At 62.2% G+C, this 20,636-nt stretch carries 21 protein-coding genes; 13 read left to right on the forward strand and 8 right to left on the reverse strand.

From position 1 onward, the window contains the following. Position 1 precedes the first annotated feature (1 nt). Both paaI and paaK read left to right on the forward strand, forming a co-directional pair. On the forward strand, positions 2-442 hold the full coding sequence (gene paaI / locus E5678_RS20760; protein ID WP_136180286.1) for a hydroxyphenylacetyl-CoA thioesterase PaaI: 441 nt from the start codon (positions 2-4) through the stop codon (positions 440-442). After that, the gene (gene paaK, locus E5678_RS20765) at positions 439-1,734 is read left to right on the forward strand and encodes a phenylacetate--CoA ligase PaaK (protein WP_136180287.1); all 1,296 of its coding nucleotides are present in this window, start codon (positions 439-441) and stop codon (positions 1,732-1,734) included. Before paaI ends, paaK begins: the two co-directional genes overlap by 4 nt. A 15-nt stretch (positions 1,735-1,749) precedes the next feature. Here the strand turns inward: paaK and E5678_RS20770 are convergent, their stop codons facing one another. From E5678_RS20770 to E5678_RS20785, 4 genes are all read right to left on the reverse strand, one after another. Continuing rightward, positions 1,750-3,609, reverse strand: coding sequence for a M61 family metallopeptidase (locus tag E5678_RS20770; protein ID WP_136180288.1), 1,860 nt, complete (start codon positions 3,607-3,609; stop codon positions 1,750-1,752). A gap of 11 nt (positions 3,610-3,620) precedes the next feature. Next, positions 3,621-4,115: a DUF3429 domain-containing protein gene (locus tag E5678_RS20775; RefSeq protein ID WP_136180289.1), complete on the reverse strand. Its 495-nt coding sequence runs from the start codon at positions 4,113-4,115 to the stop codon at positions 3,621-3,623. 16 nt (positions 4,116-4,131) lie between these two features. After that, the gene (locus tag E5678_RS20780) at positions 4,132-4,845 is read right to left on the reverse strand and encodes a DsbC family protein (protein WP_136180290.1); all 714 of its coding nucleotides are present in this window, start codon (positions 4,843-4,845) and stop codon (positions 4,132-4,134) included. Between the two features lie 68 nt (positions 4,846-4,913). Continuing rightward, positions 4,914-6,104: an FAD-dependent monooxygenase gene (locus tag E5678_RS20785; protein WP_136180291.1), complete on the reverse strand. Its 1,191-nt coding sequence runs from the start codon at positions 6,102-6,104 to the stop codon at positions 4,914-4,916. Positions 6,105-6,259: 155 nt separating this feature from the next. Between E5678_RS20785 and E5678_RS20790 the strand changes: the two genes are divergently transcribed. The 3 genes from E5678_RS20790 (at position 6,260) to E5678_RS20800 (ending at position 9,097) form a co-directional block, all read left to right on the forward strand. Then, positions 6,260-7,159, forward strand: a complete 900-nt coding sequence (locus E5678_RS20790; RefSeq protein ID WP_136180292.1) for an MOSC N-terminal beta barrel domain-containing protein — start codon at positions 6,260-6,262, stop codon at positions 7,157-7,159. A gap of 61 nt (positions 7,160-7,220) precedes the next feature. After that, complete coding sequence (ychF, locus tag E5678_RS20795) at positions 7,221-8,312, forward strand: redox-regulated ATPase YchF (protein ID WP_136180293.1); 1,092 nt, start codon at positions 7,221-7,223, stop codon at positions 8,310-8,312. Positions 8,313-8,320: 8 nt separating this feature from the next. Beyond that, entirely contained in the window at positions 8,321-9,097 is a 777-nt protein-coding gene (locus E5678_RS20800; RefSeq protein ID WP_136180294.1) for an RNA pseudouridine synthase, read from the forward strand. Here the strand turns inward: E5678_RS20800 and E5678_RS20805 are convergent. Together E5678_RS20805 and E5678_RS20810 are read right to left on the reverse strand one after the other, a co-directional pair. Next, positions 9,070-10,260 (reverse strand): MFS transporter, encoded by a 1,191-nt coding sequence (locus E5678_RS20805; protein WP_136180295.1) that lies wholly within the window; start codon positions 10,258-10,260, stop codon positions 9,070-9,072. The genes E5678_RS20800 and E5678_RS20805 overlap by 28 nt on opposite strands. 75 nt (positions 10,261-10,335) lie before the next feature. Continuing rightward, the gene (locus tag E5678_RS20810; protein WP_136180903.1) at positions 10,336-10,821 is read right to left on the reverse strand and encodes a YqaA family protein; all 486 of its coding nucleotides are present in this window, start codon (positions 10,819-10,821) and stop codon (positions 10,336-10,338) included. Between the two features lie 122 nt (positions 10,822-10,943). Between E5678_RS20810 and dusB the strand changes: the two genes are divergently transcribed. The 3 genes from dusB (at position 10,944) to purH (ending at position 13,931) form a co-directional block, all read left to right on the forward strand. Beyond that, a complete protein-coding gene (dusB, locus tag E5678_RS20815) occupies positions 10,944-11,984 on the forward strand; it encodes a tRNA dihydrouridine synthase DusB (RefSeq protein WP_136180296.1) in 1,041 nt (346 codons plus the stop codon). A 61-nt stretch (positions 11,985-12,045) separates the two neighbouring features. Continuing rightward, on the forward strand, positions 12,046-12,282 hold the full coding sequence (locus tag E5678_RS20820; RefSeq protein WP_136180297.1) for a helix-turn-helix domain-containing protein: 237 nt from the start codon (positions 12,046-12,048) through the stop codon (positions 12,280-12,282). 56 nt (positions 12,283-12,338) lie between these two features. Further along, a complete protein-coding gene (purH, locus tag E5678_RS20825; RefSeq protein WP_210732082.1) occupies positions 12,339-13,931 on the forward strand; it encodes a bifunctional phosphoribosylaminoimidazolecarboxamide formyltransferase/IMP cyclohydrolase in 1,593 nt (530 codons plus the stop codon). Between the two features lie 63 nt (positions 13,932-13,994). Here purH and hemL read toward each other — a convergent pair whose 3' ends face one another. Both hemL and E5678_RS20835 read right to left on the reverse strand, forming a co-directional pair. Beyond that, a complete protein-coding gene (gene hemL / locus E5678_RS20830; RefSeq protein ID WP_136180299.1) occupies positions 13,995-15,290 on the reverse strand; it encodes a glutamate-1-semialdehyde 2,1-aminomutase in 1,296 nt (431 codons plus the stop codon). A 122-nt stretch (positions 15,291-15,412) separates the two neighbouring features. After that, positions 15,413-16,342 carry a bifunctional hydroxymethylpyrimidine kinase/phosphomethylpyrimidine kinase gene (locus tag E5678_RS20835; protein WP_136180300.1) on the reverse strand — a complete coding sequence of 310 codons (930 nt, stop codon included), beginning with the start codon at positions 16,340-16,342 and terminating at the stop codon, positions 15,413-15,415. 292 nt (positions 16,343-16,634) lie between these two features. Between E5678_RS20835 and E5678_RS20840 the strand changes: the two genes are divergently transcribed. The 5 genes from E5678_RS20840 (at position 16,635) to E5678_RS20860 (ending at position 20,616) form a co-directional block, all read left to right on the forward strand. Next, on the forward strand, positions 16,635-16,808 hold the full coding sequence (locus E5678_RS20840) for a rubredoxin (protein ID WP_136180301.1): 174 nt from the start codon (positions 16,635-16,637) through the stop codon (positions 16,806-16,808). A gap of 96 nt (positions 16,809-16,904) precedes the next feature. Next, a complete protein-coding gene (locus E5678_RS20845; RefSeq protein ID WP_136180302.1) occupies positions 16,905-17,303 on the forward strand; it encodes a response regulator in 399 nt (132 codons plus the stop codon). Next, positions 17,303-17,668: a response regulator gene (locus E5678_RS20850; protein ID WP_136180303.1), complete on the forward strand. Its 366-nt coding sequence runs from the start codon at positions 17,303-17,305 to the stop codon at positions 17,666-17,668. Before E5678_RS20845 ends, E5678_RS20850 begins: the two co-directional genes overlap by 1 nt. Before the next feature lie 41 nt (positions 17,669-17,709). Then, positions 17,710-18,261 (forward strand): chemotaxis protein CheW, encoded by a 552-nt coding sequence (locus E5678_RS20855; RefSeq protein ID WP_136180304.1) that lies wholly within the window; start codon positions 17,710-17,712, stop codon positions 18,259-18,261. 246 nt (positions 18,262-18,507) lie between these two features. Next, complete coding sequence (locus tag E5678_RS20860; protein ID WP_247597058.1) at positions 18,508-20,616, forward strand: methyl-accepting chemotaxis protein; 2,109 nt, start codon at positions 18,508-18,510, stop codon at positions 20,614-20,616. Positions 20,617-20,636: the final 20 nt, after the last annotated feature.

Here is a 20,636-nt window from a genome sequence, read left to right on the forward strand (position 1 = left end):
CATGACACCCGAACAAACCGCTGCCCGCGTAGGGCAGGTGATGTTTGCCAACGATGTGGCCAGCCAAAACACCATGGGCATGGTGCTGGTGACCGTGGAGCCCGGCCGCGCGGTGATGCGCATGGCCGTGCAAACCCTGCACCTGAACGGCCATCAGATCTGCCATGGGGGCTTTATCTTCACCCTGGCCGATTCCACGTTTGCCTTTGCCTGCAACAGCCACAACCGCAACACGGTGGCGGCCGGCTGCAGTATCGAATTTTTGAAGCCCGCCCATGCCGGTGATGTGTTGACCTGCGAGGGCGTGGAGCAGATGCTGCAGGGTCGGCATGGCATCTACGACATGGTGGTCCGCAACCAGCGGGGTGAAACCGTGGCCATGTTCCGTGGCAAAAGCGCGCAGATCCCCGGTACCGTTTTTCCAGAAGAGGCGCCCGAATGACTTCATTCCCCCTGGAGCCGATCGAGACGGCCAGCGTCGACGAGCTTCGTGCCTTGCAGCTCAGGCGTCTGCAGTCAACGCTGCGCCACGCCTACCAAAACTCACCGGTGTACCGGGCCAAGTTCGACGAAGCTGGCGTGCACCCGGACGACTGCAAGACGCTGGCCGATCTGGCGAAGTTCCCTTTCACCACCAAAAAAGATCTGCGCGACAGCTACCCGTTTGGCATGTTCGCCGTGCCGCGCGAAAAGTGCGCGCGCATCCATGCCAGCAGTGGGACCACCGGCAAACCCACGGTCGTCGGCTACACACTCAAAGACATCGACACCTGGTCCTCCGTGGTGGCGCGCAGCATCCGCGCCAGCGGGGCCCGGCCGGGCGACATGGTGCATGTGAGCTATGGTTACGGCCTGTTCACCGGGGGGCTGGGTGCGCACTACGGTGCCGAGAAGCTGGGCCTCACTGTGGTGCCGTTTGGTGGTGGCCAGACCGAGCGCCAGGTGCAGCTCATGCAGGATTTTCGGCCCGACATCATCATGGTCACGCCCACCTACATGCTGGCGATCGCCGATGAGTTTGAACGCCTGGGCCTGGACCCGCGTGAGAGCAGCATGCGCATCGGCATTTTCGGCGCCGAGCCCTGGACCAACGACATGCGCCTGGCCATCGAGCAGCGCATGGGCATTGACGCGGTGGACATTTACGGCCTGTCAGAGGTGATGGGCCCCGGCGTGGCCAACGAGTGCGTGGAGACCAAGGACGGCCCAACCATCTGGGAAGATCATTTTTTCCCCGAAATCATTGATCCCGACACCGGCGAACCCGTGGCCGATGGCGAGATGGGTGAACTGGTGTTCACCAGCCTCACCAAAGAAGCGCTGCCCATCATCCGCTACCGCACGCGGGATCTGACCCGCCTGCTGCCTGGCACGGCGCGCACCATGCGGCGTATGGAAAAGATCACCGGCCGCAGCGACGACATGATGATCGTTCGAGGGGTGAACGTGTTCCCCACCCAGATCGAAGAGCTGATCTTGAAGCGGCCCGAGTTGAGCGCGCACTACCAGTGTGTGTTGACCCGAGAAGGCCCGATGGACAACCTTACTGTGGTGGTGGAAACCGCCGCGGGTGTGTCGCCGGAGGGCATCGAGGCCCGTGCGGCGGCCAAGTTGCTGCAGCACGAAATCAAGACCTTTGTAGGCAGCAGCGTCGAGGTGGACCTCAAGCCCGAAGGCGGTGTCGAACGCAGCATGGGCAAAGCCAAGCGCGTGGTGGACTTGCGGCCGCGCTGACCATGCTCTCTCCGGTCACCGAGGGGCGCTCAACCACCCTTTGAGACGGGCGACGTCACCCACGTTGAGTTTCACTGCCTGGGCAGGGGCAGGCCAGGCCATGGCACAGCGCAGCAGCCGTTTGTCGCGCGACACGAGTGCGGTGAGTTTCTCTCGTTGTCCGCGCAACTGGTTCACTTCTTCCAGCCGGTTGACGCGCCAGGCTTCGGCTGGCTGACCGCGCTTGGCTGGCGCAAACTCCACGCCCAGCCATTCGTCGCCCGCTGCCATGCCGGCCGCCTCGGCTGCGCCACCGCGCAACACGTTTTTCAGCGCCAGGCCATGGGCTTCGGACACGCGCAGACCGAGCTGCTGCGCCAGCGGTGTTTTGTCGAGTTGTACCTTGACGCCGGCCTGTTCCAGCAGAGCCAGCACAGGCAGATCGGCGGTGCCATGCACCCAGTGTTGCAATTCGCTGTCGAAAGCGCGTCGGCCCACGCGTTTGAGCGCGCGTGCCACGTCGGCTTCGCGGATGGGCCCACCGCCGCTGGAGCGCCAGAGCTCGCGCATGACGTCGTCCAGCGTGCCGTGTCCCTCCGTGCGGAGTGTGAGGTCCAGGCACAGGGCCACCAGCGCGCCCTTGGTGTAGTAGCTCACCGTGGCGTTGGGGGAGTTTTCCTGGATGCGGTAGTACTTCAGCCAGGCATCAAAGCTGGCCTGCGCCACGCTTTGCACCCGCTGGCCGGGCGTCTGGGCCACCTGGTTCACCGTCTTGGTGACCAGGTTGAGGTAGGTGGCATCGTCGATCAGCCCTGCGCGGCGCAGGAACAGGTCGTCGTAGTAGCTGGTGAAGCCTTCAAACAGCCACAGCAGCTCGGTGTGGTTTTCGCGGTCGTAATCGTAGCGTTTGAACTCGGCAGGCCGCAGGCGCTTGACGTTCCAGGTGTGGAAGTACTCGTGGCTGATCAGACCGAGCAGGGTGGTGTAGCCGTCAATGGCTTTGAGTGCTGCGGGTTTGTCGCCTTTGGGCATCAACCGGGGCAGGTCGGTGCGCTGGCAGATCAGGGCGGTGGAGTTGCGGTGTTCCAGCCCGCCATAGCCTTCACCGCTGGCGTGCAGCATGAACAGGTAGTTCTGGAACGGGGGCTGTTCGTCGGGGCCGTGCCAGAAGTTGATCTCGGCTTCGCAGATGCGCCGGGTATCGGCGAGCAGGCGTTCGCCGTCCAGCCAGCCACCGGCGCCGCCCACCACAAAGCGGTGTGGCACGCCGCGCACGTTGAATTCGCCGCTCCAGAAACGGCCCATTTCCACCGGGCAATCGGCCAGCTCGTCGTAGTCGTGCGCCAGATAGGTGCCAAACCCGGCCGCATCCACGGTCACCGGTGTGAGGCCGGTCGCCACGTGCCAGTTGGCGGGCAAGTGGGTGTCACAAACTTCCAGGTGGTGCGGTGCATCGTCTTGCCCCATCACGCGCAGGCACAGGCTGGTGGCGTTGAAGAAACCGCGCGTGCTGTCAAGAAATGCGGTCCGCACCGAGGCATCAAAGGCGTAGATTTCGTAGGTGAAACTCAGCGGTTGGTCGGGCTGTGCCGATGCTTGCCAGGTGTTTTTGTCGAGTTGGCGCAGTGCCACGGGTTCGCCGCCCTGGGTGGCCCGCAGGTGCTGCAAATGTTGTGCAAATTCACGCACCAGGTAGCTGCCCGGTATCCACACCGGCAGGCTCACGCGCTGGCGAGCCGTTGGCTGCTGCACCGTCAGAGTGACGGCAAACAGATGGCTGTTGGCGTTGAGGACTTCGACCCGGTAATGCAAACCGGGGAGAGCAGCGTGCGCGGGTTTTCGGGTCTTGCGTGGCTTGCTGGAGGGGCTTGTGGTGCTTGTGGTGCTGGCGTTCATGGGAGGGCTTTTCAGAGAGCCCCTGCACCGATGAAACAGCTCAAGGCCGCCACCGAAGAGAGGCGAAAACGCAGCGTCAGCCACGCCTGCAGTCCGGCGCGCACATACAGGCTGCGGTCGGCGAGGTAACACAGGATCAGCACAAAGCCCAGCCAGGCCAGGCCGGCAAAGGGCGGCATCAGCACCCCTGGCCAGGCCAGCAAAGACGGCACGATGCCCCAGAGAAAATGCCGGCGTTGTGCGTGCAAGGCTCTTGGGATCCGCTGGGCCTGCTGGTCGCGCTGGCTGGCCAGCCAGCCAATGCCCCAGTGGATGCCACCGAGAAACGACGCGATGAGGGCGGCATACGCCACCAGCGCCATGGCCACCCAGCTTTGCAACTCGGCGTTCACCAGCCAAACCAGGGCTGCCAGCAAGACAAACGGGATCAGGCCAGCGTGACCCAGGGTGCGAACCAGGGCGGTGTCGCGTGGATCTTCAGCATCCAGGGGAAGGGGCAGGCTCATGGCGTGTCGCGGTGGGTCAGGGCTGGGCTTCGCTCAGCATCTTTTCGATGCGATCGGCGGGGATGGCGCCGGGAACACGCGAGCCATCGGCGAAGAAGAGGGTGGGGGTGCCCGTGATCCGGGCTTTTTTGCCGAACTCCACATTGCGGCCCACGGCAGAGGCATCGCACTTGGCTTCAGCAGGCGTGATGTCCTTGACCATCCAGTCGGTGAAGCTCTTGCCGGGGTCTTTGGCGCACCAGATATTGCGCGACTTGTCGGCCGAGTCGGCGCCCAGGATGGGGTAGAGCAAGACATGGACGGTCACGTCGGTGATCTTGTCCAGATCACGCTCGAAGCGCTTGCAGTAGCCGCAGTTGGGGTCTTCAAAGACCACCAGTTTGCGTTTGCCGTTGCCACGCACGATGGTGAACGCATCTTTGAGTGGCAACTGGTCAAAAGACACGGCCGACAGCTTGGTCACCCGTTGCTCGGTCAGGTCCACCTTGGCCTGGGTGTCCACCAGGGAGCCCTGGATCAGAAAGTCGCCCTTGGCGTCGGTGTAGAAGATGTCGCTGTTGTTGATGCGGATCTCGTAGAGGCCGGGCATGGGGGTTTTCCGGACTTCGTCAATCTTGGGCAGATTGGGCAAGCGAGCTGCCAGATTTTTTCGGATTACAGGCTCTTGGGCCAGCGCGCCCAGCGAGACGGCGGCCAGCAGGGCCAGGAGGGTCGATTTGAAAAAGTTCATGAACAGGCCCGCGGGCGCTCCAGAGGGTGAAGGGTCAACAAAAAAACTGTGTGTAAAGGATTCGTGCCTCAGCCGATGGTTCCCATGGCCTGGCGTGTGAGCCAATGTTTGAGCGGTGCGAGCCGGTCGAAACCCGTCATGCCCCAGTTGCGCAGGGTCTGGATACGACCATCGGGCTGTGCGAACAGGCCAAAGAGGCCATCGGTGACCCAGCCCATGGCACCCACCTCTGCCTGCCGCGCGCGCTCGTAGCGGCGCAGCAGCTTGGGGTCCCCGAGCTCGCGCCAGTATTCGCGCTCGTGAATGACGCGGGTGAGCTCGGCCACATCGGCCAGACCCACATTCAATCCCTGCCCGGCCAAGGGGTGCATGGCGTGTGCGGCGTCGCCCGCCAGCGCCACGCCGCCCTGAGCGGTGTGGGTGATCCAGCGTTGGGCGCGCGACAGCTCCAGAGGCCAGGCCTGGGGCCCGCCATCGAGGTTCATGTCGCCCAACACCTGGCCGCAGCGTTCCTGCACGGCCAAGGCCAGGGCCTCTGGTGCACCCGCTATCAGGCAGTCGGCGCGCTCATGCGCCATCGACCACACCAGGGCCACCCGGTGCCCGTCTGCGCCGTCCAAGGGCAGCAGGGCCATGATTTCGCCAGACTGGAACCATTGGCGCGCCGCGCCGCCATGCGGCAAGGCACAGGTCAGCCGGGCGGCCAGGGCCTTGTGGGGATAGGGCCGCACATCAAATGCCAGGCCGAGTTCGTCGCGGGTGGCGCTGCGCTTGCCTTCACAGATGACGGTCAGCGTTGCCTTTTGCGGGGCCTCATCCAGCACCTCGATGCCGCTTTGGAAGTGCACGGCATGGGCCAGCCGTTGCTCCAGCGCCGGCACGTCCACGATCCAGGTGAGGGCCTTCTCCGCCGTGCGATCGGCGTTGAACTGGACCCGCCCACCGCTGTCGCCCCAGACGTCCATGGTTGTCACCGGTGTGATCACTGGGGTGGCAGCCGGGGCGCCGGGGTCATGCAGGCCGGCTGTGCCCTGGTTTTCTGGCCAGGCTCGCACCGTCTGCAGCAGGGTGCGTGAAGCGGCATTGAGCGCATAGGCCCGCACGTCAACTTTCCCTGTTGCCCGGGGCGGGGCGACCAGCGCCACCTTGAGCCGTTCGCGGGCGAGCAGCAAGGCCAGGGTCTGGCCCACGATGCCGCCGCCACGCACGGCCACGTCAAAGCGTCGGGACGAAGAGGGGGCTGCGCGGGTTTGTGTCATGAGAGGATTTTATGAGCAGGGCACAATTTGGTCGAAGCCAGCTTTTGTGACCTTTCGGGTGAGCCGGTGGTTGCAACGGGTTCTACGCGCCCCGCCGCAGGGGTGGTGTCGTCCTTGACCTGTTCCCGACCTGGCCCAACCGTCCCAAATGCCCCATGAACAAACGCTCTGAACCTTCGACACCTGCAGATGTGCAGGCCACCATCGCGCAACTCTGGGTCTATCCAGTGAAATCCTGTGCAGGCCTTTCACTGCAAGCCGCGGAGCTGACCCGTACCGGGCTGCTGTACGACCGCGCCTGGATGGTGGTGGACAGCAACGGCGACTTCGTGACCCAGCGGGAGCTCCCCCGCATGGCGCTGATTCAGCCGGCCTTCAAGATGGACGAACTGGTGTTGCGCGCGCCGGGCATGCTGGCCTTTCACCTGGCGCTGAGTGCGGTCGAGGCGCCGACCCAGGTCCGGGTGTGGGACGACGAGCTGGCGGCTTTTGACATGGGTGATCTCGCGGCACAGTGGTTCAGCGACTTCCTGGGGCCAGACGCACCGGAGGCGCTGAAGCGCTTGCGCCTGGCCCGCTTTGATCCAGCGGTGCGGCGCCTGTGCAGCGCGAAATGGACCGGCGGACGCGAGGCCGTGACGCAGTTTGCCGATGGCTTTGGTGTGCTGGTGACCAGCACCGCTTCGCTGGATGAGCTCAATGGCCGCCTCGCGCAAAGCGGGTTGGCCCCCGTGGGTATGGACCGGTTCCGGCCCAATGTGGTACTGGGGGGCGTGGAGCCCCACGACGAAGACCGCTTCGGCCCTTGGCGGGTCGAGGCCGATGGAGGTGAGGCCTGGTTTGACAATGTGAAGCCCTGCGCCCGCTGTCCCATTCCCAATATCGACCCGGTGACGGCTTTGTCCAGTCCAGCGGTGGGCGACACCTTGCAAACCTACCGACAAGACCGCCGCCTCGATGGCGCGGTGACGTTTGGCATGAATGCCATTCCGCTGCAGGGCGATGGCGTGGTGTTGCGTGTGGGTCAGCGGGTTGCTGCCGATTGGCGCTTTTGAACAGCCTGCAGCCCTCTCGAAGTAAAATGCCGGGTTTCCCCTTGAATTTGAAAGCCTTGCCATGAGCCTCCAATGCGGCATCGTGGGCCTGCCCAACGTCGGCAAGTCCACCCTTTTTAACGCGCTGACCAAGGCTGGCATCGCGGCTGAAAACTACCCCTTCTGCACCATCGAGCCCAATACCGGCGTGGTGGAAGTGCCCGATCCGCGCTTGGCGCAGCTGGCCCAGGTGGTGGAGCCCGAGCGCGTGGTTCCGGCCATTGTGGAGTTTGTGGACATCGCCGGTCTGGTGGCCGGGGCGAGCACGGGCGAAGGCTTGGGCAACAAGTTTTTGGCCCACATCCGCGAGACCGACGCCATCGTGAACGTGGTTCGCTGCTTTGAAGACGACAACGTGATCCACGTGGCCAACAAGGTGGACCCGATTGCCGATATTGAGGTGATCCAGACCGAACTGTGCCTGGCCGATCTGGCCGCCGTTGAGAAAGCCTTGCACCGCGTGAGCAAGACAGCCCGTTCCGGCGACAAGGAATCCATCAAGCAGGTGGCAATCCTGGAGAGGTGCCTCGCTGCGCTCAACGATACCCAGCCGGTGCGCACCATCGATTTCAGCAAGGATGAACAGGTCCAGCTCAAGCAATTTTTTCTGATCACCGCCAAGCCGGCGATGTTCGTGGCCAATGTCTCGGAAGACGGCTTCGAGAACAATCCCATGCTGGACCGCCTGAAGGCTTTTGCCGACAAGCAAAACGCCCCCGTGGTGGCCATTTGCGCCAAGATCGAAGCCGAGCTGTCCGAGATGGACGATGCCGACCGCCTGGATTTCCTGAAAGAACTGGGCCAGGACGAACCCGGCCTGAACCGCTTGACCCGCGCCGCTTATACCCTGCTGGGTCTGCAGACCTATTTCACCGCAGGCGTGAAAGAAGTGCGCGCGTGGACGATTCACGTCGGCGACACCGGCCCCCAGGCGGCTGGCGCGATCCACACCGATTTTGAGAAGGGTTACATCCGAGCCCAGACCATTGGTTTTGATGATTTCATCGCGTTCAAGGGTGAGCAGGGCGCCAAAGATGCGGGCAAGATGCGCGCCGAAGGCAAGGACTACGTCGTCAAGGATGGCGACGTGATGAACTTCCTTTTCTCGTCCTGAGCCCAGCCATGAACCAAGCTGCACGGCCCGAGCCACAGCGTCTGGCCAAGCGGCTGGCGAACCAGCTGCCGTGCTCGCGCAGCGATGCCGAGAGCTATATCGCCGGCGGCTGGGTGCGCGTGGATGGGCAAGTGGTTGAAGAGCCCATGGCACGCGTACACGATGCGCAGGTGGTCACGCTGGATGCCAAAGCCAAGCTGGAAAGCCTCGATGCCGTCACGCTCATCTGGCACAAGCCGTCGGGTCAGGCCCTGCCCGATGGCGAGATCGTGCCCGACGAATGGGCCGGCCAATTGATGACGCAGGCGACGCGCTTCAAGGGCGACCGCTCGGGGGTGCGCACGCTGAAGGCCCATCTGCACAAGCTGTTGTCCGTGGCGCCCATGGAGCCACGAGACAGCGGGCTGATGGTGTTCACCCAAAACGTGGGGGTGGCCCGCAAGGTGTCGGACACATCAAGCCAGATCGAACACGAGTGGCAAGTCCGCATCCGTGGCGAAGCCGGCCTGCAAGACGATGCCGAGCGGCGGGATGCCATCATCCAGTCGCTACAAAAAACAGTGTTTTTTGATGGCTGGGCCTTGCCCAAGGCCAAAGCCAGCTGGCAGAGCGAGCTGCGCTTGCGGATGGCGATCAAGGGCGCGGTGCCCGGCCAGGTGGTCCATTTGTGCAAGCGCGCAGGTGTGCAGATTACCGGCATGGAGCGCATGCGACTGGGCCGCATTGGCCTGGCCGGGTTGCCGGTGGGCGAGTGGCGTTACTTGCTGGGATACGAGCGCTTCTGAATTCGCGCGGCCCACAGGCTCAAGGCCATGGCCGTGAGCATGACCACCAGGCTCACCTGGTGCAGGCGCAGCATGTGGCCGTGTGCGATGAGGATGCCCCCCAAGGCTGCGCCCATGGCCTGGCCTCCGTACATGGCTGATGTGTTCAGCGCGACGGTGGCGGGCGCCAGCTCAGGTGCCTCTTGCACCAGGCGTGCTTGCTGGGCAGAATTCGAAGAAAAACACCCCAGTGCCCAGGGCACAGCGATCAACGCTTGTGGCCAAAATCCGTAACGGCCCAGTGGCCAGAGCAACAGGCTCAGCGCGATCAGGCCCAGCGTGATCAACACGGCACGCGCCGTCCCCACGCGATCAACCCAGCGGGAGAGGCCCAGGTTGCCCGCCAATCCAAACACGCCGAACCAGAGGAACATCAGCGCCAGCGTGCCGCTGGTCGCGCCGATGGTCTGGTTCAGGTAAGGGGCGAAATAGGAAAACAGAATGAACTGGCCGAAGGAATAGGTCAGCGTCACGCTCAAGGTCACCATGAGCGTGGGGGAGCCGAGCGTTTGCCCCCAGGCGCGGCGTGTGAGCGCCGCTGGCCGGATACCCGACGGCATGACGCGCCAGATCCAGATGGCGACCACGATTGATGACACAGCCACAAGTGCGAAGGCCCATCGCCAGCTGGAAACCCCAGCGATCCAGGCCGACAAAGGCATGCCCATGACCGAAGCCACCGACCAGCCCAGAAAGACAAAGGTGATCGCTCTCCCGCGCTGGGCTGGCGAGACCATCAGGCCCACGCTGGCCGCGGCTTGCGGCGTGAAAATCGCCGGAGCGATCACGGTCAGAATGCGCAGCGGCAGCAAGCTGGCGTAGTCGGGTGCCAGGGCGCTGATGCCGGTCATGACGCCGTACCACAGCAATGAAATGGTGAGCAGTTTGCGCCGGTCCCAGCCGGCGACGATGCCGGCAAACAGCGGAGCGCCCACCCCCATCAGGATGGCCGCGGCTGTGATGAGCTGACCAGCCTGCGGAATGGAAATGGCCAGCGAACGGCTGATGTCGTTCAGCGCGCCCGGCACCATCATCACACCGGTGCCGATCACGACGTTGCCCACCATCAACGCCCAAAGGGCATGGGGCAGCGAGGTGGTCTGGACGGGCGACGGATGGGGCATGTGAAGGATGGGGTGCGGCAATGCTGTTGGGTGAGCGCTGGAGGGTTGAGTATCGGGGTCTTGGCGCCCGAAGCCTCAAAAAGGCAGTCCCCCAGGGAACACCTGGAGCAGGGCGATGGTGAGCACGATGTAGCGCAGCAATTTGCCCACCGCCATGTAGGCCACGCAGGGCCAGAAAGGAAACTTCAGCCAGCCGGCCACTGCGCACAAAGGGTCACCGATGATTGGCAGCCACGAAAGCAGGCAGGCTTTGGGCCCGAAGCGCTGCAGCCAGGCCAGCGCCCTCAACTCCGTGGTTTGTCCGTGCCGGGCTTTGTCCACCATGCGGTGGGCGCCCAGGCCCATGAACCAGCTAAAAGCGCCGCCAGCGGTGTTGCCCACCGTGGCCACCGCGATGGCGGGCCAGAACAGATCTGGATTGAGTTTGAGCAAACCAAAAAGCGCCGCCTCCGAGCCCACGGGCAACAGCGTGGCGGAAATAAAGGACACCACAAACAGCGTGCCCAGGCCCGCCTCGGGCATGGCCAGCCAGTGCAGCAGGGAAGTCAACCAGTCGGGCATGTGTGGAAAAGGGATCGATGTGGAGGGCAGCATATCGCCTGCTGAAAAAACAGGCAGATACAATGCCCATCCCTGTGGCGCAAAGTGCGCCGACCCCAAAGCCGTCCGATTTTCACACGCTCATGCAATTGGGTCCGTATACCCTGTCCAACGCCTTGTTCGTCGCGCCCATGGCCGGCGTGACAGATCGGCCGTTTCGCAAGCTCTGCAAGGAGCTGGGCGCGGGCTACGCTGTGAGCGAGATGGTGACGTCCCGGCCCGACCTGCAAGACAGCCTGAAGACTTCGCGCCGAGCCAACCACGATGGTGAAACTTCCCCCATCGCCGTGCAGATTGCCGGCACAGATGCCCAGATGATGGCCGACGCCGCCCGGTACAACATGGACCGTGGCGCACAGATCATTGACATCAACATGGGTTGCCCCGCCAAGAAGGTGTGCAACAAATGGGCGGGCTCGGCCCTGATGCAAGATGAGGCGTTGGCGATCGAGATTGTGGAAGCCGTGGTGAAAGCCTGCGAACCACACGGTGTCCCCGTTACGCTCAAAATGCGCACAGGCTGGTGTGCCGAGGTGCGCAACGCGCCCGCGCTGGCTCTGGCGGCTGAAAGCGTGGGGATTCAAATGTTGACTGTTCACGGGCGCACCCGCGAGCAGGGCTACAAGGGTTTCGCCGAGCACGAGACCGTGGCCTTGATCAAGAGCCGGGTGAACATTCCCGTGGTGGCCAATGGCGACATCACATCGCCCGAGATGGCCCGAGACGTTCTTGCGCGCACCGGCGCCGACGCCATTATGATTGGCCGCGCCGCCCAGGGGCGCCCCTGGATTTTCCGCGAAATCGCCCACTTTCTGGCCACAGGCGAACACCTGCCGCCGCCCGGTTTGTTGGAAGTCAAGGGCTGGTTGCTGGAGCACTTGCACGATCATTACGCACTGTATGGCGAGTACACGGGCGTGCGGAGCGCGCGCAAGCATCTGGGCTGGTATGCCCGCTCGCTGCCGGTGTCGCCGCTGGTGTACGACGCGTTTCGCAGCCGCATCAATACCCTGACTTCGGCTGAAGAACAGTTGCTCTGCGTGAGCGAAAGCTTCGACAGTTGGCACCACAGCCCCACCCCCTTACACCCGACCACAGAAGAACCCTGGAGACTGGCCGCATGAACATTGAGGTGTGCCGCAGCGTGCACTCCAACGGTTCGAGCCAAGCCCACAAGGCATTTACATGAGCAAGCACAACCTGCACGACTGCGTCCGCGGCAGTCTGGAAGACTATTTTCGCGACCTGGATGGAACCGACCCGGCGGGCCTGCACGACATGCTGGTCAAGGCCGTGGAAAAGCCCTTGCTGGAAGTGGTGATGCAGCAGTCGCAAAACAACCAGTCGCGTGCGGCCCAGTGGCTGGGCCTGAACCGCAACACGTTGCGTAAAAAATTGCTGGAGCACAAGCTCATCGACTGAGCGCCGCTTGTGCGCGCCTCACAAACAACTTCGAATTTCAAACCCTTCCGAGACCCATTCCCATGCGAGCACTCATTTCCGTCTCCGACAAGACCGGCATCGTTGAACTGGCCCAGACCCTTCACAGTCTGGGCGTGGCCTTGATTTCCACCGGTGGTACGGCCAAGCTGCTCGCTGAAAAAGGCCTGCCAGTGACCGAGGTGGCCGAAGTCACGGATTTTCCTGAGATGCTTGATGGCCGTGTGAAAACCTTGCACCCCAAGGTGCATGGGGGTTTGCTGGCGCGTCGCGATGTACCGGAACACATGGCGGCCCTGAAGACCCACGGCATCGACACCATCGACCTCCTGATCGTCAACCTCTACCCGTTTGAGGCCACCGTCGCAAAAGCGGGCTGCACGCTGGAAGATGCCATCGAAAACATCGACATCGGTGGCCCCGCCATGGTTCGCAGCGCAGCGAAAAACTGGAAAGACGTCGCAGTGTTGACCGACGCGGCCCAGTACCCCGCCGTGATCGACGAGCTCAAAACGAGCGGAAAACTCAGCGACAAGACTCGCTTTGCGTTGTCGGTGGCCGCGTTCAACCGCATCAGTCAGTACGACGGCGCCATCAGCGACTACCTCTCCAACATCCAGTTCGAAGAGGGCGTGAGTGTGCCCAAGCAGCACAACTACCCCGGTCAGATCAATGGTCGCTTCATCAAGCTGCAAGACCTGCGCTACGGCGAAAACCCGCACCAGACCGCAGCCTTCTACCGCGATCTGTCTCCTGCGCCCGGCTCCCTGGTGACCGCGAAGCAGCTGCAGGGCAAAGAGCTCAGCTACAACAACATCGCCGATGCCGACGCCGCCTGGGAGTGCGTCAAAAGCTTCGATGCTCCGGCCTGCGTGATCGTCAAACACGCCAACCCCTGTGGCGTGGCCGTGGGCAAAGATGCGCTGGAGAGCTACAGCAAGGCGTTTCAGACCGACCCCACCAGCGCCTTTGGCGGCATCATCGCCTTCAACCGTCCGGTGGACAAAGCCGCGGCCGAAGCGGTGAGCAAGCAGTTTGTCGAAGTGCTGATGGCGCCCGGCTACAGCGAAGAAGCCCTGGCGATCTTCAAAGCCAAGGCCAATGTGCGTGTGCTGGAAATCGCCCTGCCGCCGGGTGGTCCGACCGCATGGGATCAAGGCTCGAACCTCACCGACATCAAACGCATTGGCTCGGGCTTGCTGATGCAAAGTGCAGACAACCATGTGCTCTCGCGCGCCGACCTGAAGGTGGTGAGCAAGCTGCAGCCGAGCGAGCAACAGCTTGAAGACCTGATGTTCGCTTGGAAGGTCGCCAAGTTCGTGAAATCCAACGCCATCGTGTTCTGCAAAGACGGCATGACCATGGGCGTGGGCGCCGGCCAGATGAGCCGCCTCGATTCGGCCCGCATCGCCAGCATCAAGGCCGAACACGCCAAACTCACGCTCCAAGGCACGGCTGTGGCCAGTGATGCCTTTTTCCCCTTCCGCGACGGCCTCGATGTGGTGGTGGACGCGGGCGCAAGCTGTGTGATCCAGCCAGGTGGCTCCATGCGTGATCAGGAAGTGATCGACGCCGCTGATGAGCGCGGCGTGGTGATGGTGACCACGGGCGTTCGCCACTTCAGGCACTGAATCTGGCTCCCCCCGCGCCGCCCTCGAACTGAAGGCACCTCGCTCCGGGCGAGGTGCCTTTTTTTACAGGGTTTTGAAGACTTCTTTGGCGGCTGAGACGGTGTCGGCGATGTCCTGTGCCGTGTGTGCAGCACTCACGAACCCCGCTTCATACAACGCCGGCGCGATGTACACCCCGCGGTCCAGCAGGCCGTGGAACAGCTTGTTGAAGCGGGTGCTGTCGGTGGTCATCACCTTGGCATAGTTCTGAGGGAGTTCGTCGAAAAGGAACACCCCGAACATGCCACCTTGGCTGTCGCCGCAGAAGGGGATGCCTTCGGCCTTCGCGGCGGCGGTGAGGCCATCCACCAGCGAGCGTGTGGTCGCTGAGAGTTTGTCGAAGAAGCCCGGCTTCTGGATTTCTTTCAGCGTCGCCAATCCGCATGCGGTGGCCACAGGGTTGCCGCTCAGGGTGCCTGCCTGGTACACCGTGCCCAGGGGGGCCAGCTGCTCCATCACGGCGCGCTTGGCACCAAATGCGGCCAAGGGCATGCCCCCACCAATGACCTTGCCCATGATGGTCATGTCGGGCTCAAAGCCTGGGATGAGCTGGGCATAAACGCTTTGTGCGCCGCCCAGGGCCACGCGGAAACCGGTCATCACTTCGTCAAAGGCAAACAGGGCACCGTGTTCGGTACAGAGCTCGCGGCAGCGCTTCATGAACGGCACTGAGGAGCGCACAAAGTTCATGTTGCCGGCAATGGGCTCGATGATCAGGCAGGCGACCTCGTGGCCATACTCGGCGAAGGCAGCCTCGATCTGCTCCACGTTGTTGTATTCCAGAACCATGGTGTGTTGCACCACCTCTGGCGGTACGCCGGCGCTGGTTGCCGTGCCAAAGGTGGCCAGACCCGATCCGGCTTTCACCAGCAGCGCATCGGCGTGGCCGTGGTAGCAGCCTTCGAATTTGATGATCCTTTTGCGCCCGGTGGCGCCGCGGGCCAGCCGGATGGCGCTCATGCCGGCTTCGGTGCCGGAGCTGACCAGGCGCACCATGTCAATGCTGGGCACCAGCTTGATGATTTCTTCGGCCAGCTCGATCTCGCGCTCGGTAGGGGCACCGAAAGAGAAGCCCTCCAGAGCCGCTTTTTGCACCGCTTCCAGCACGGCCGGGTGGCCGTGTCCCAGGATCATCGGGCCCCAGGACCCGATGTAGTCGATGTATTTCTGGCCGTTCGCATCCCAGAAGTAAGCGCCTTGTGCGCGCTGTACAAAACGTGGCGTACCACCCACGGCTTTGAAGGCGCGTACCGGTGAGTTCACGCCACCGGGAATGAGGGCTTTGGCGCGGTCGAAGAGGATTTGGTTGCGGTCGGTCATGGTGGTTGTCTTTGGATGCAAATCAACAAGGGGTATTGAGCAAAGGGAGGGGCCTGTGTGGAGCAGCCGCTGGTGGGCCAGGCAAGCGGCTCCTGTCCATCAATGGGCCTGTGCTTGCGGGCTCAGTGCCGGGTGGTGTCCAGGGGGAAATCGTTGGCATCCAGCGTCCCGGCACCAGCAGGCTCGTCGGCACCGTCGTCGTCTTCGTGTGCCCAGAACAGGCGGTCGGGAATCGCGTGCCCCATGCCGGGTTGAAAGCCTGCGTCCAGGCATTGGTCCAGGTAGGTGAGGGCCTCGGCGCAGGCAGCCTGCAGATCAGATCCTCCTGCAATCAAGGCACACAGGGCTGCCGATAGCGTGTCGCCGGCGCCGCCGAACGTGGCTTCGAACCGCTCGTACCGCGCCGTTGCCAGCACAGATTCAGGCGAGGCCAGATGGCTTTCCAGGTACTGATCCGCAGCATTGAATCCTGTGACCAGCGTGTAGGGCACACCGTGCTCAGCAGCCGCGCGTGCGACGTCACGCGGACCCGGGGTCCGGTCACCGTCCCAATCGGGCAACAGCCAACGGCACAGCGTGCTGTGATTGCCCACCAGGACCGTGGTCTGGGGCAGCAGCAATTCGGTGCAGGCATCCAGGTACGAGTCGATGGCCAGTTCATCCCACCACGACAGATCGGGCATGTAGGTGATCACCGGAATCTGCGCGTAGTCGGTGGTGATGGCGGCGATTGCACTGAGGTTTTCCGGGCTGCCCACAAAGCCGACTTTGAAGGCTTGCACAGGCATGTCCTCCAGCGCACAGCGCGCCTGATCGGTCACCGCCTCTTCGTCGAAAGCGAAGTGGTCGTGGATCTCGGTGGTGTCGCGCACATAGCAACCGGTGACCACAGCCAGCACATGCGCTGAAGCGCTGGACATGGCGGTCAGGTCTGCCGCCAACCCGCCTGTTCCACTGGGATCATTGGCGTTGAAGGTCATCACGCAAGGCAAGCCCTCCGCGACGGGTGTTTCGCTGATGGCGTCTTCTGCTGCGTCAGGGATGTTGGGCATGGGCGTATTGCTTGCGGTGGCATGGGGGGCGGGGATCAATGCACAGCGAAAAGCGGTGCAGGCATTCCGCCTCGCCAGTCATGTTAGCGCAGGCCATGTGCGGCTTGGGGCGCCGGAGCGGCCCTTTAGACGACCGGGCGTCGGACCCCGTCGCCCATTGTCTCCAAACCCCGTGATACTCGGTGCGAATCATGCAGTGTGTCCCTAAGGGGAAACCAGTGGGGTTGGCCGCCAAGAGAGAGGACTTGGCTCGATACAATGATTGCATTCTAAGACAATGCCCTCTATAACCATGACCGACTCGAAGACTTGGATGTGCCTGATTTGTGGCTGGATTTACGATGAAGCCACCGGCGATCCGGAGCATGGCCTTGCGGCGGGAACAGCGTGGGCCGATGTCCCGATGAACTGGACCTGCCCTGAGTGTGGCGCGCGCAAGGAAGACTTCGAGATGGTGCAAATCTGATCGGGCTTTGCCTCGCCCAGCTTGCCATTCACATTGACATTCAGTCCAGGTAGCCATTCAAGAGCGCTGTCCTGACACCTTTTCTGGAGCCTTCCTATTGTGAGCACGACACCTGCCTTGAAAGTTCTGGTGGTGGATGACAGCAACACCATCCGCCGAAGTGCTGAAATTTTTCTCAAACAGGGCGGCCACGAAGTGTTGCTCGCTGAGGATGGTTTTGATGCTCTGGCCAAGATCAATGACTACCAGCCCGACTTGGTCTTTTGCGACATCCTCATGCCGCGTCTTGATGGGTACCAGACCTGTGCCATTATCAAGCGCAATGTCCGTTTTTCAGATATCCCTGTGGTCATGCTGTCTTCCAAGGACGGCGTCTTTGACAAGGCCCGGGGGCGCATGGTGGGTTCGCAGGAATACCTCACCAAGCCATTCACCAAAGACCAGCTCTTGCAAGCCGTGCAGCAGTTTGGATCACAACCGTCCGGAGTAGCCTGATGCCTATACACAAAGTTCTCGTGGTCGATGATTCCAAGACCGAGCTCATGGTCCTGTCCGAGCTTTTGGGAAAAAATGGCTACAGCGTGCGTACCGCCGAGAATGCCGAGGAGGCCTTTCGTCGGTTGGGCGAAGAAAAGCCGGAACTCATTTTGATGGACGTGGTGATGCCCGGTCAGAATGGCTTTCAGCTGACTCGGGCCATTGCCCGGGATCCCCAGTTCTCTGCTATTCCCATCATCATGTGCACCAGCAAAAATCAGGAGACCGATCGGGTCTGGGGCATGCGCCAAGGGGCTCGTGACTACGTCACCAAGCCCGTGAATGCCGAAGAGCTGTTGTCCAAAATTCGGGCCCTGGGCTGAAGGCGCAGCGTCCCGCTGTCGTCCTGATTCCATACGAGCCTATGTCCAACAAGCGTCAGTCACTCAAAGATCTTCAGGAGCGCCTCGCCAAACGGCTGAGTGAAGCCAAAACTCAGGCGATTTCCGCTTCGTGGCTGGCGGTCGAAGTCGATCGAAGCCGGTACCTGCTGCCGCTGGTGCAGTCAGGTGAGATTTTCCCCTGGACCTCGCTGCAGATCGTCCCCTATACCCAGGAGTGGTACGCGGGCGTGGTCAGCTTGCGGGGAGGCCTTCACGGCGTGATTGATTTGTTTCGCTTTCCGGGTTTGCGGTCCGATGCGGAGAGCGGGCGCGGTTCGTCGTCTGCCGACCGCGTCAGTTCGGAATCACGTCTGGTCAGTCTGCATACCGCGCTGGGGGTCAATGCCGTGTTGTGGGTCGATCGATTGCTCGGCCTGCGCAATCCCGCCATGTTTGCGGCGCTGGGTGAAGCGATCCCGGAAGCATCAAAGTTTTCCCCTCGGACATTGATTGATCACCAAGGTGTTGCCTGGCACGAGCTGGATTTGCAACTGTTGTCGACCAGTCCCGAATTTCTCGCCATCGCTGCATGACCGGGCGCTCGCCAGGTTGTCCGCTTCGTCGTTCCATTATGCGTAGAGGGGTGCTTCATGCGTCCCCGTACTTGTTAATCAGTAGGAAGGTTTTTCATGGCCATGCTTGATCGGTTCCAGGGAGTGTTTGGAAAGCAGGGAGCAGGTGAGCCCGGTCTGGACGAGGTATCTGACAAAGAGCTCGCGCAGATGGCCGTGGAGCGGCTGGCGCCCAAAGAAGACGACGGTGACTTTCCGGACAGCCGCATGGCTGCGGACGATGTGCCCGAGCCCATGGCGTCTTCGACCGATCAGGTCACTGTCCCTTTGTTGGGGACCAAGCCGCCCGAAGAGCATCGTCGAACCTTGACCATGTTGCTGGCCGTGTTCCTGGTGGTGCTGGCCGGTTCCGTGTTCTATGTGTTGAGTCAGACCGAAAAACTGAGTCAGCAGGTGGCGGCCAGTGGTCAGGCGCTGATGCAGTCGCAACGACTTGCCAAAAGCGTGTCGCAGGCCTTGGTGGGAACACCTTCGGCTTTCGCTGAAGTCCGTGACAGTTCCGAGGTGCTCGGCAGCAGCCTCAAAGCCTTTACGGAAGGCAGCGACAGCATGTCGGTGGAGGCATTGGGGACGGCCTATCAGGGGCAGCTCGATGAGCTCAAGCCAGGCGTGGAATCGGCCACAAAGAACGCTGAAGTGGTGTTGAACCAGGAAAAAATCCTGACCCAGGTGGGTGATTCGCTGCGCTTGATCAACCGCCAGTCGTCGGATTTGCTGGAAATCGCAGAGACCATTTCTTCGCTGAAGCTCGAAGCCAATGCGCCATCGACCGAGATTTCAGCATCCGGTCAGCTCGTGATGTTGACCCAGCGTATCGGTAAATCTGCCAACGAATTCTTGACCCTGGAAGGGGTGAGTCCGGAGGCCGTGTTCTTGCTGGGCAAGGATTTGAACACCTTCAAGGAAATTTCGGATGGTCTGCTCAAAGGCAGCGAAGAACTGCGTTTGCGCGCCTCCAACGATCCGCAGATTCGGGAGCGTCTGGAAGCCCTTCAGGCCCTCTATGAAAAGACCCGCACGGAAGCGGGTGCCATTCTGGGCAACCTGCAAGGTCTGGCTTCAGCGCGCGAGGCCCAGGCGGCCATCGTAACGGGCAGCGAGCCGCTGCGTTTGGGCTTGCAAAAATTGCAGGCGAGTCTGTCTTCGCGATCGGGTCTGGGGGGCGTGGAGCTGATCGCTCTGCTCGGCTCGGCTTTGTTGGCGCTGCTCAGTGGTGCTGGTCTGGCCTATGTGCAGCTGCAGGAAAGCCGCCAGCGCCAGATGGAAGCTGAAGGGCAGCGCCACGCGGCTGTGTCCCTGGAGCAGGATGCCAAACGGGTGAATGACGCCAACCAGGCAGCCATTTTGCGCCTGATGAACGAATTGCAGACGGTGGCTGAAGGCGACTTGACACAAGAAGCCACGGTGACCGAAGACATCACGGGCGCCATCGCCGACTCGGTGAACTACACGGTGGAAGAGCTGCGATCGCTGGTGAGTAACGTGCAGGCCACGGCCACCCGAGTGGCGCAAACCACCTCGGCGGTGGAAAGCACCTCAACCGAGCTGCTGGCCGCTTCCAACGAACAGTTGCGCGAGATTCGCGAAACCGGTCAGTCGGTGGTGGACATGGCGAAGCGCATCAACCAGGTGTCGGGCCAGGCGCAAGAGTCCGCTTCGGTGGCCCGTGTGTCGCTGCAAGCTGCAGAGTCGGGTTTGCAGGCGGTGCAGAACGCCATCGGCGGTATGAATACCATCCGGGACCAGATCCAGGAAACATCCAAGCGGATCAAGCGACTGGGTGAGTCCTCGCAAGAGATTGGTGAAATCACCGAGCTGATTTCTGACATTACGGAACAAACCAACGTGCTGGCTTTGAATGCTGCCATTCAGGCCGCCTCTGCTGGTGAAGCCGGCCGTGGTTTCTCGGTGGTGGCAGAAGAAGTGCAGCGGCTGGCCGAGCGGTCTGCCGACGCCACGCGTCAGATTGCCGCTCTGGTGAAAACCATTCAGACCGACACGCAAGATGCAGTTGGCGCCATGGAGCGCTCTACACAAGGTGTGGTCGAGGGGGCCCGGCTGTCTGACAACGCGGGTACTGCGCTGTCCGAGATTGACCAGGTGTCGCGCCGATTGGCCGACCTGATTGAACAGATTTCCGATGCTGCTTCCCGCGAAGCCGATTCGGCCAACGAAGTGGCTGGCAACATCCAGCACATTTTTGCCGTGACCGAACAAACGGGTGAAGGTACCCGTTCGACCGCGCAGCAGGTGCGTGAACTCTCTGCCATGGCCGAAGAGCTGCGCCAATCGGTGTCGCGTTTCAAGATCGCCTGACCCCGGTCCGGCCCTCAAAT

It is taken from the genome of Hydrogenophaga sp. PAMC20947 (assembly GCF_004795855.1).
Lineage (GTDB): Bacteria > Pseudomonadota > Gammaproteobacteria > Burkholderiales > Burkholderiaceae_C > Hydrogenophaga.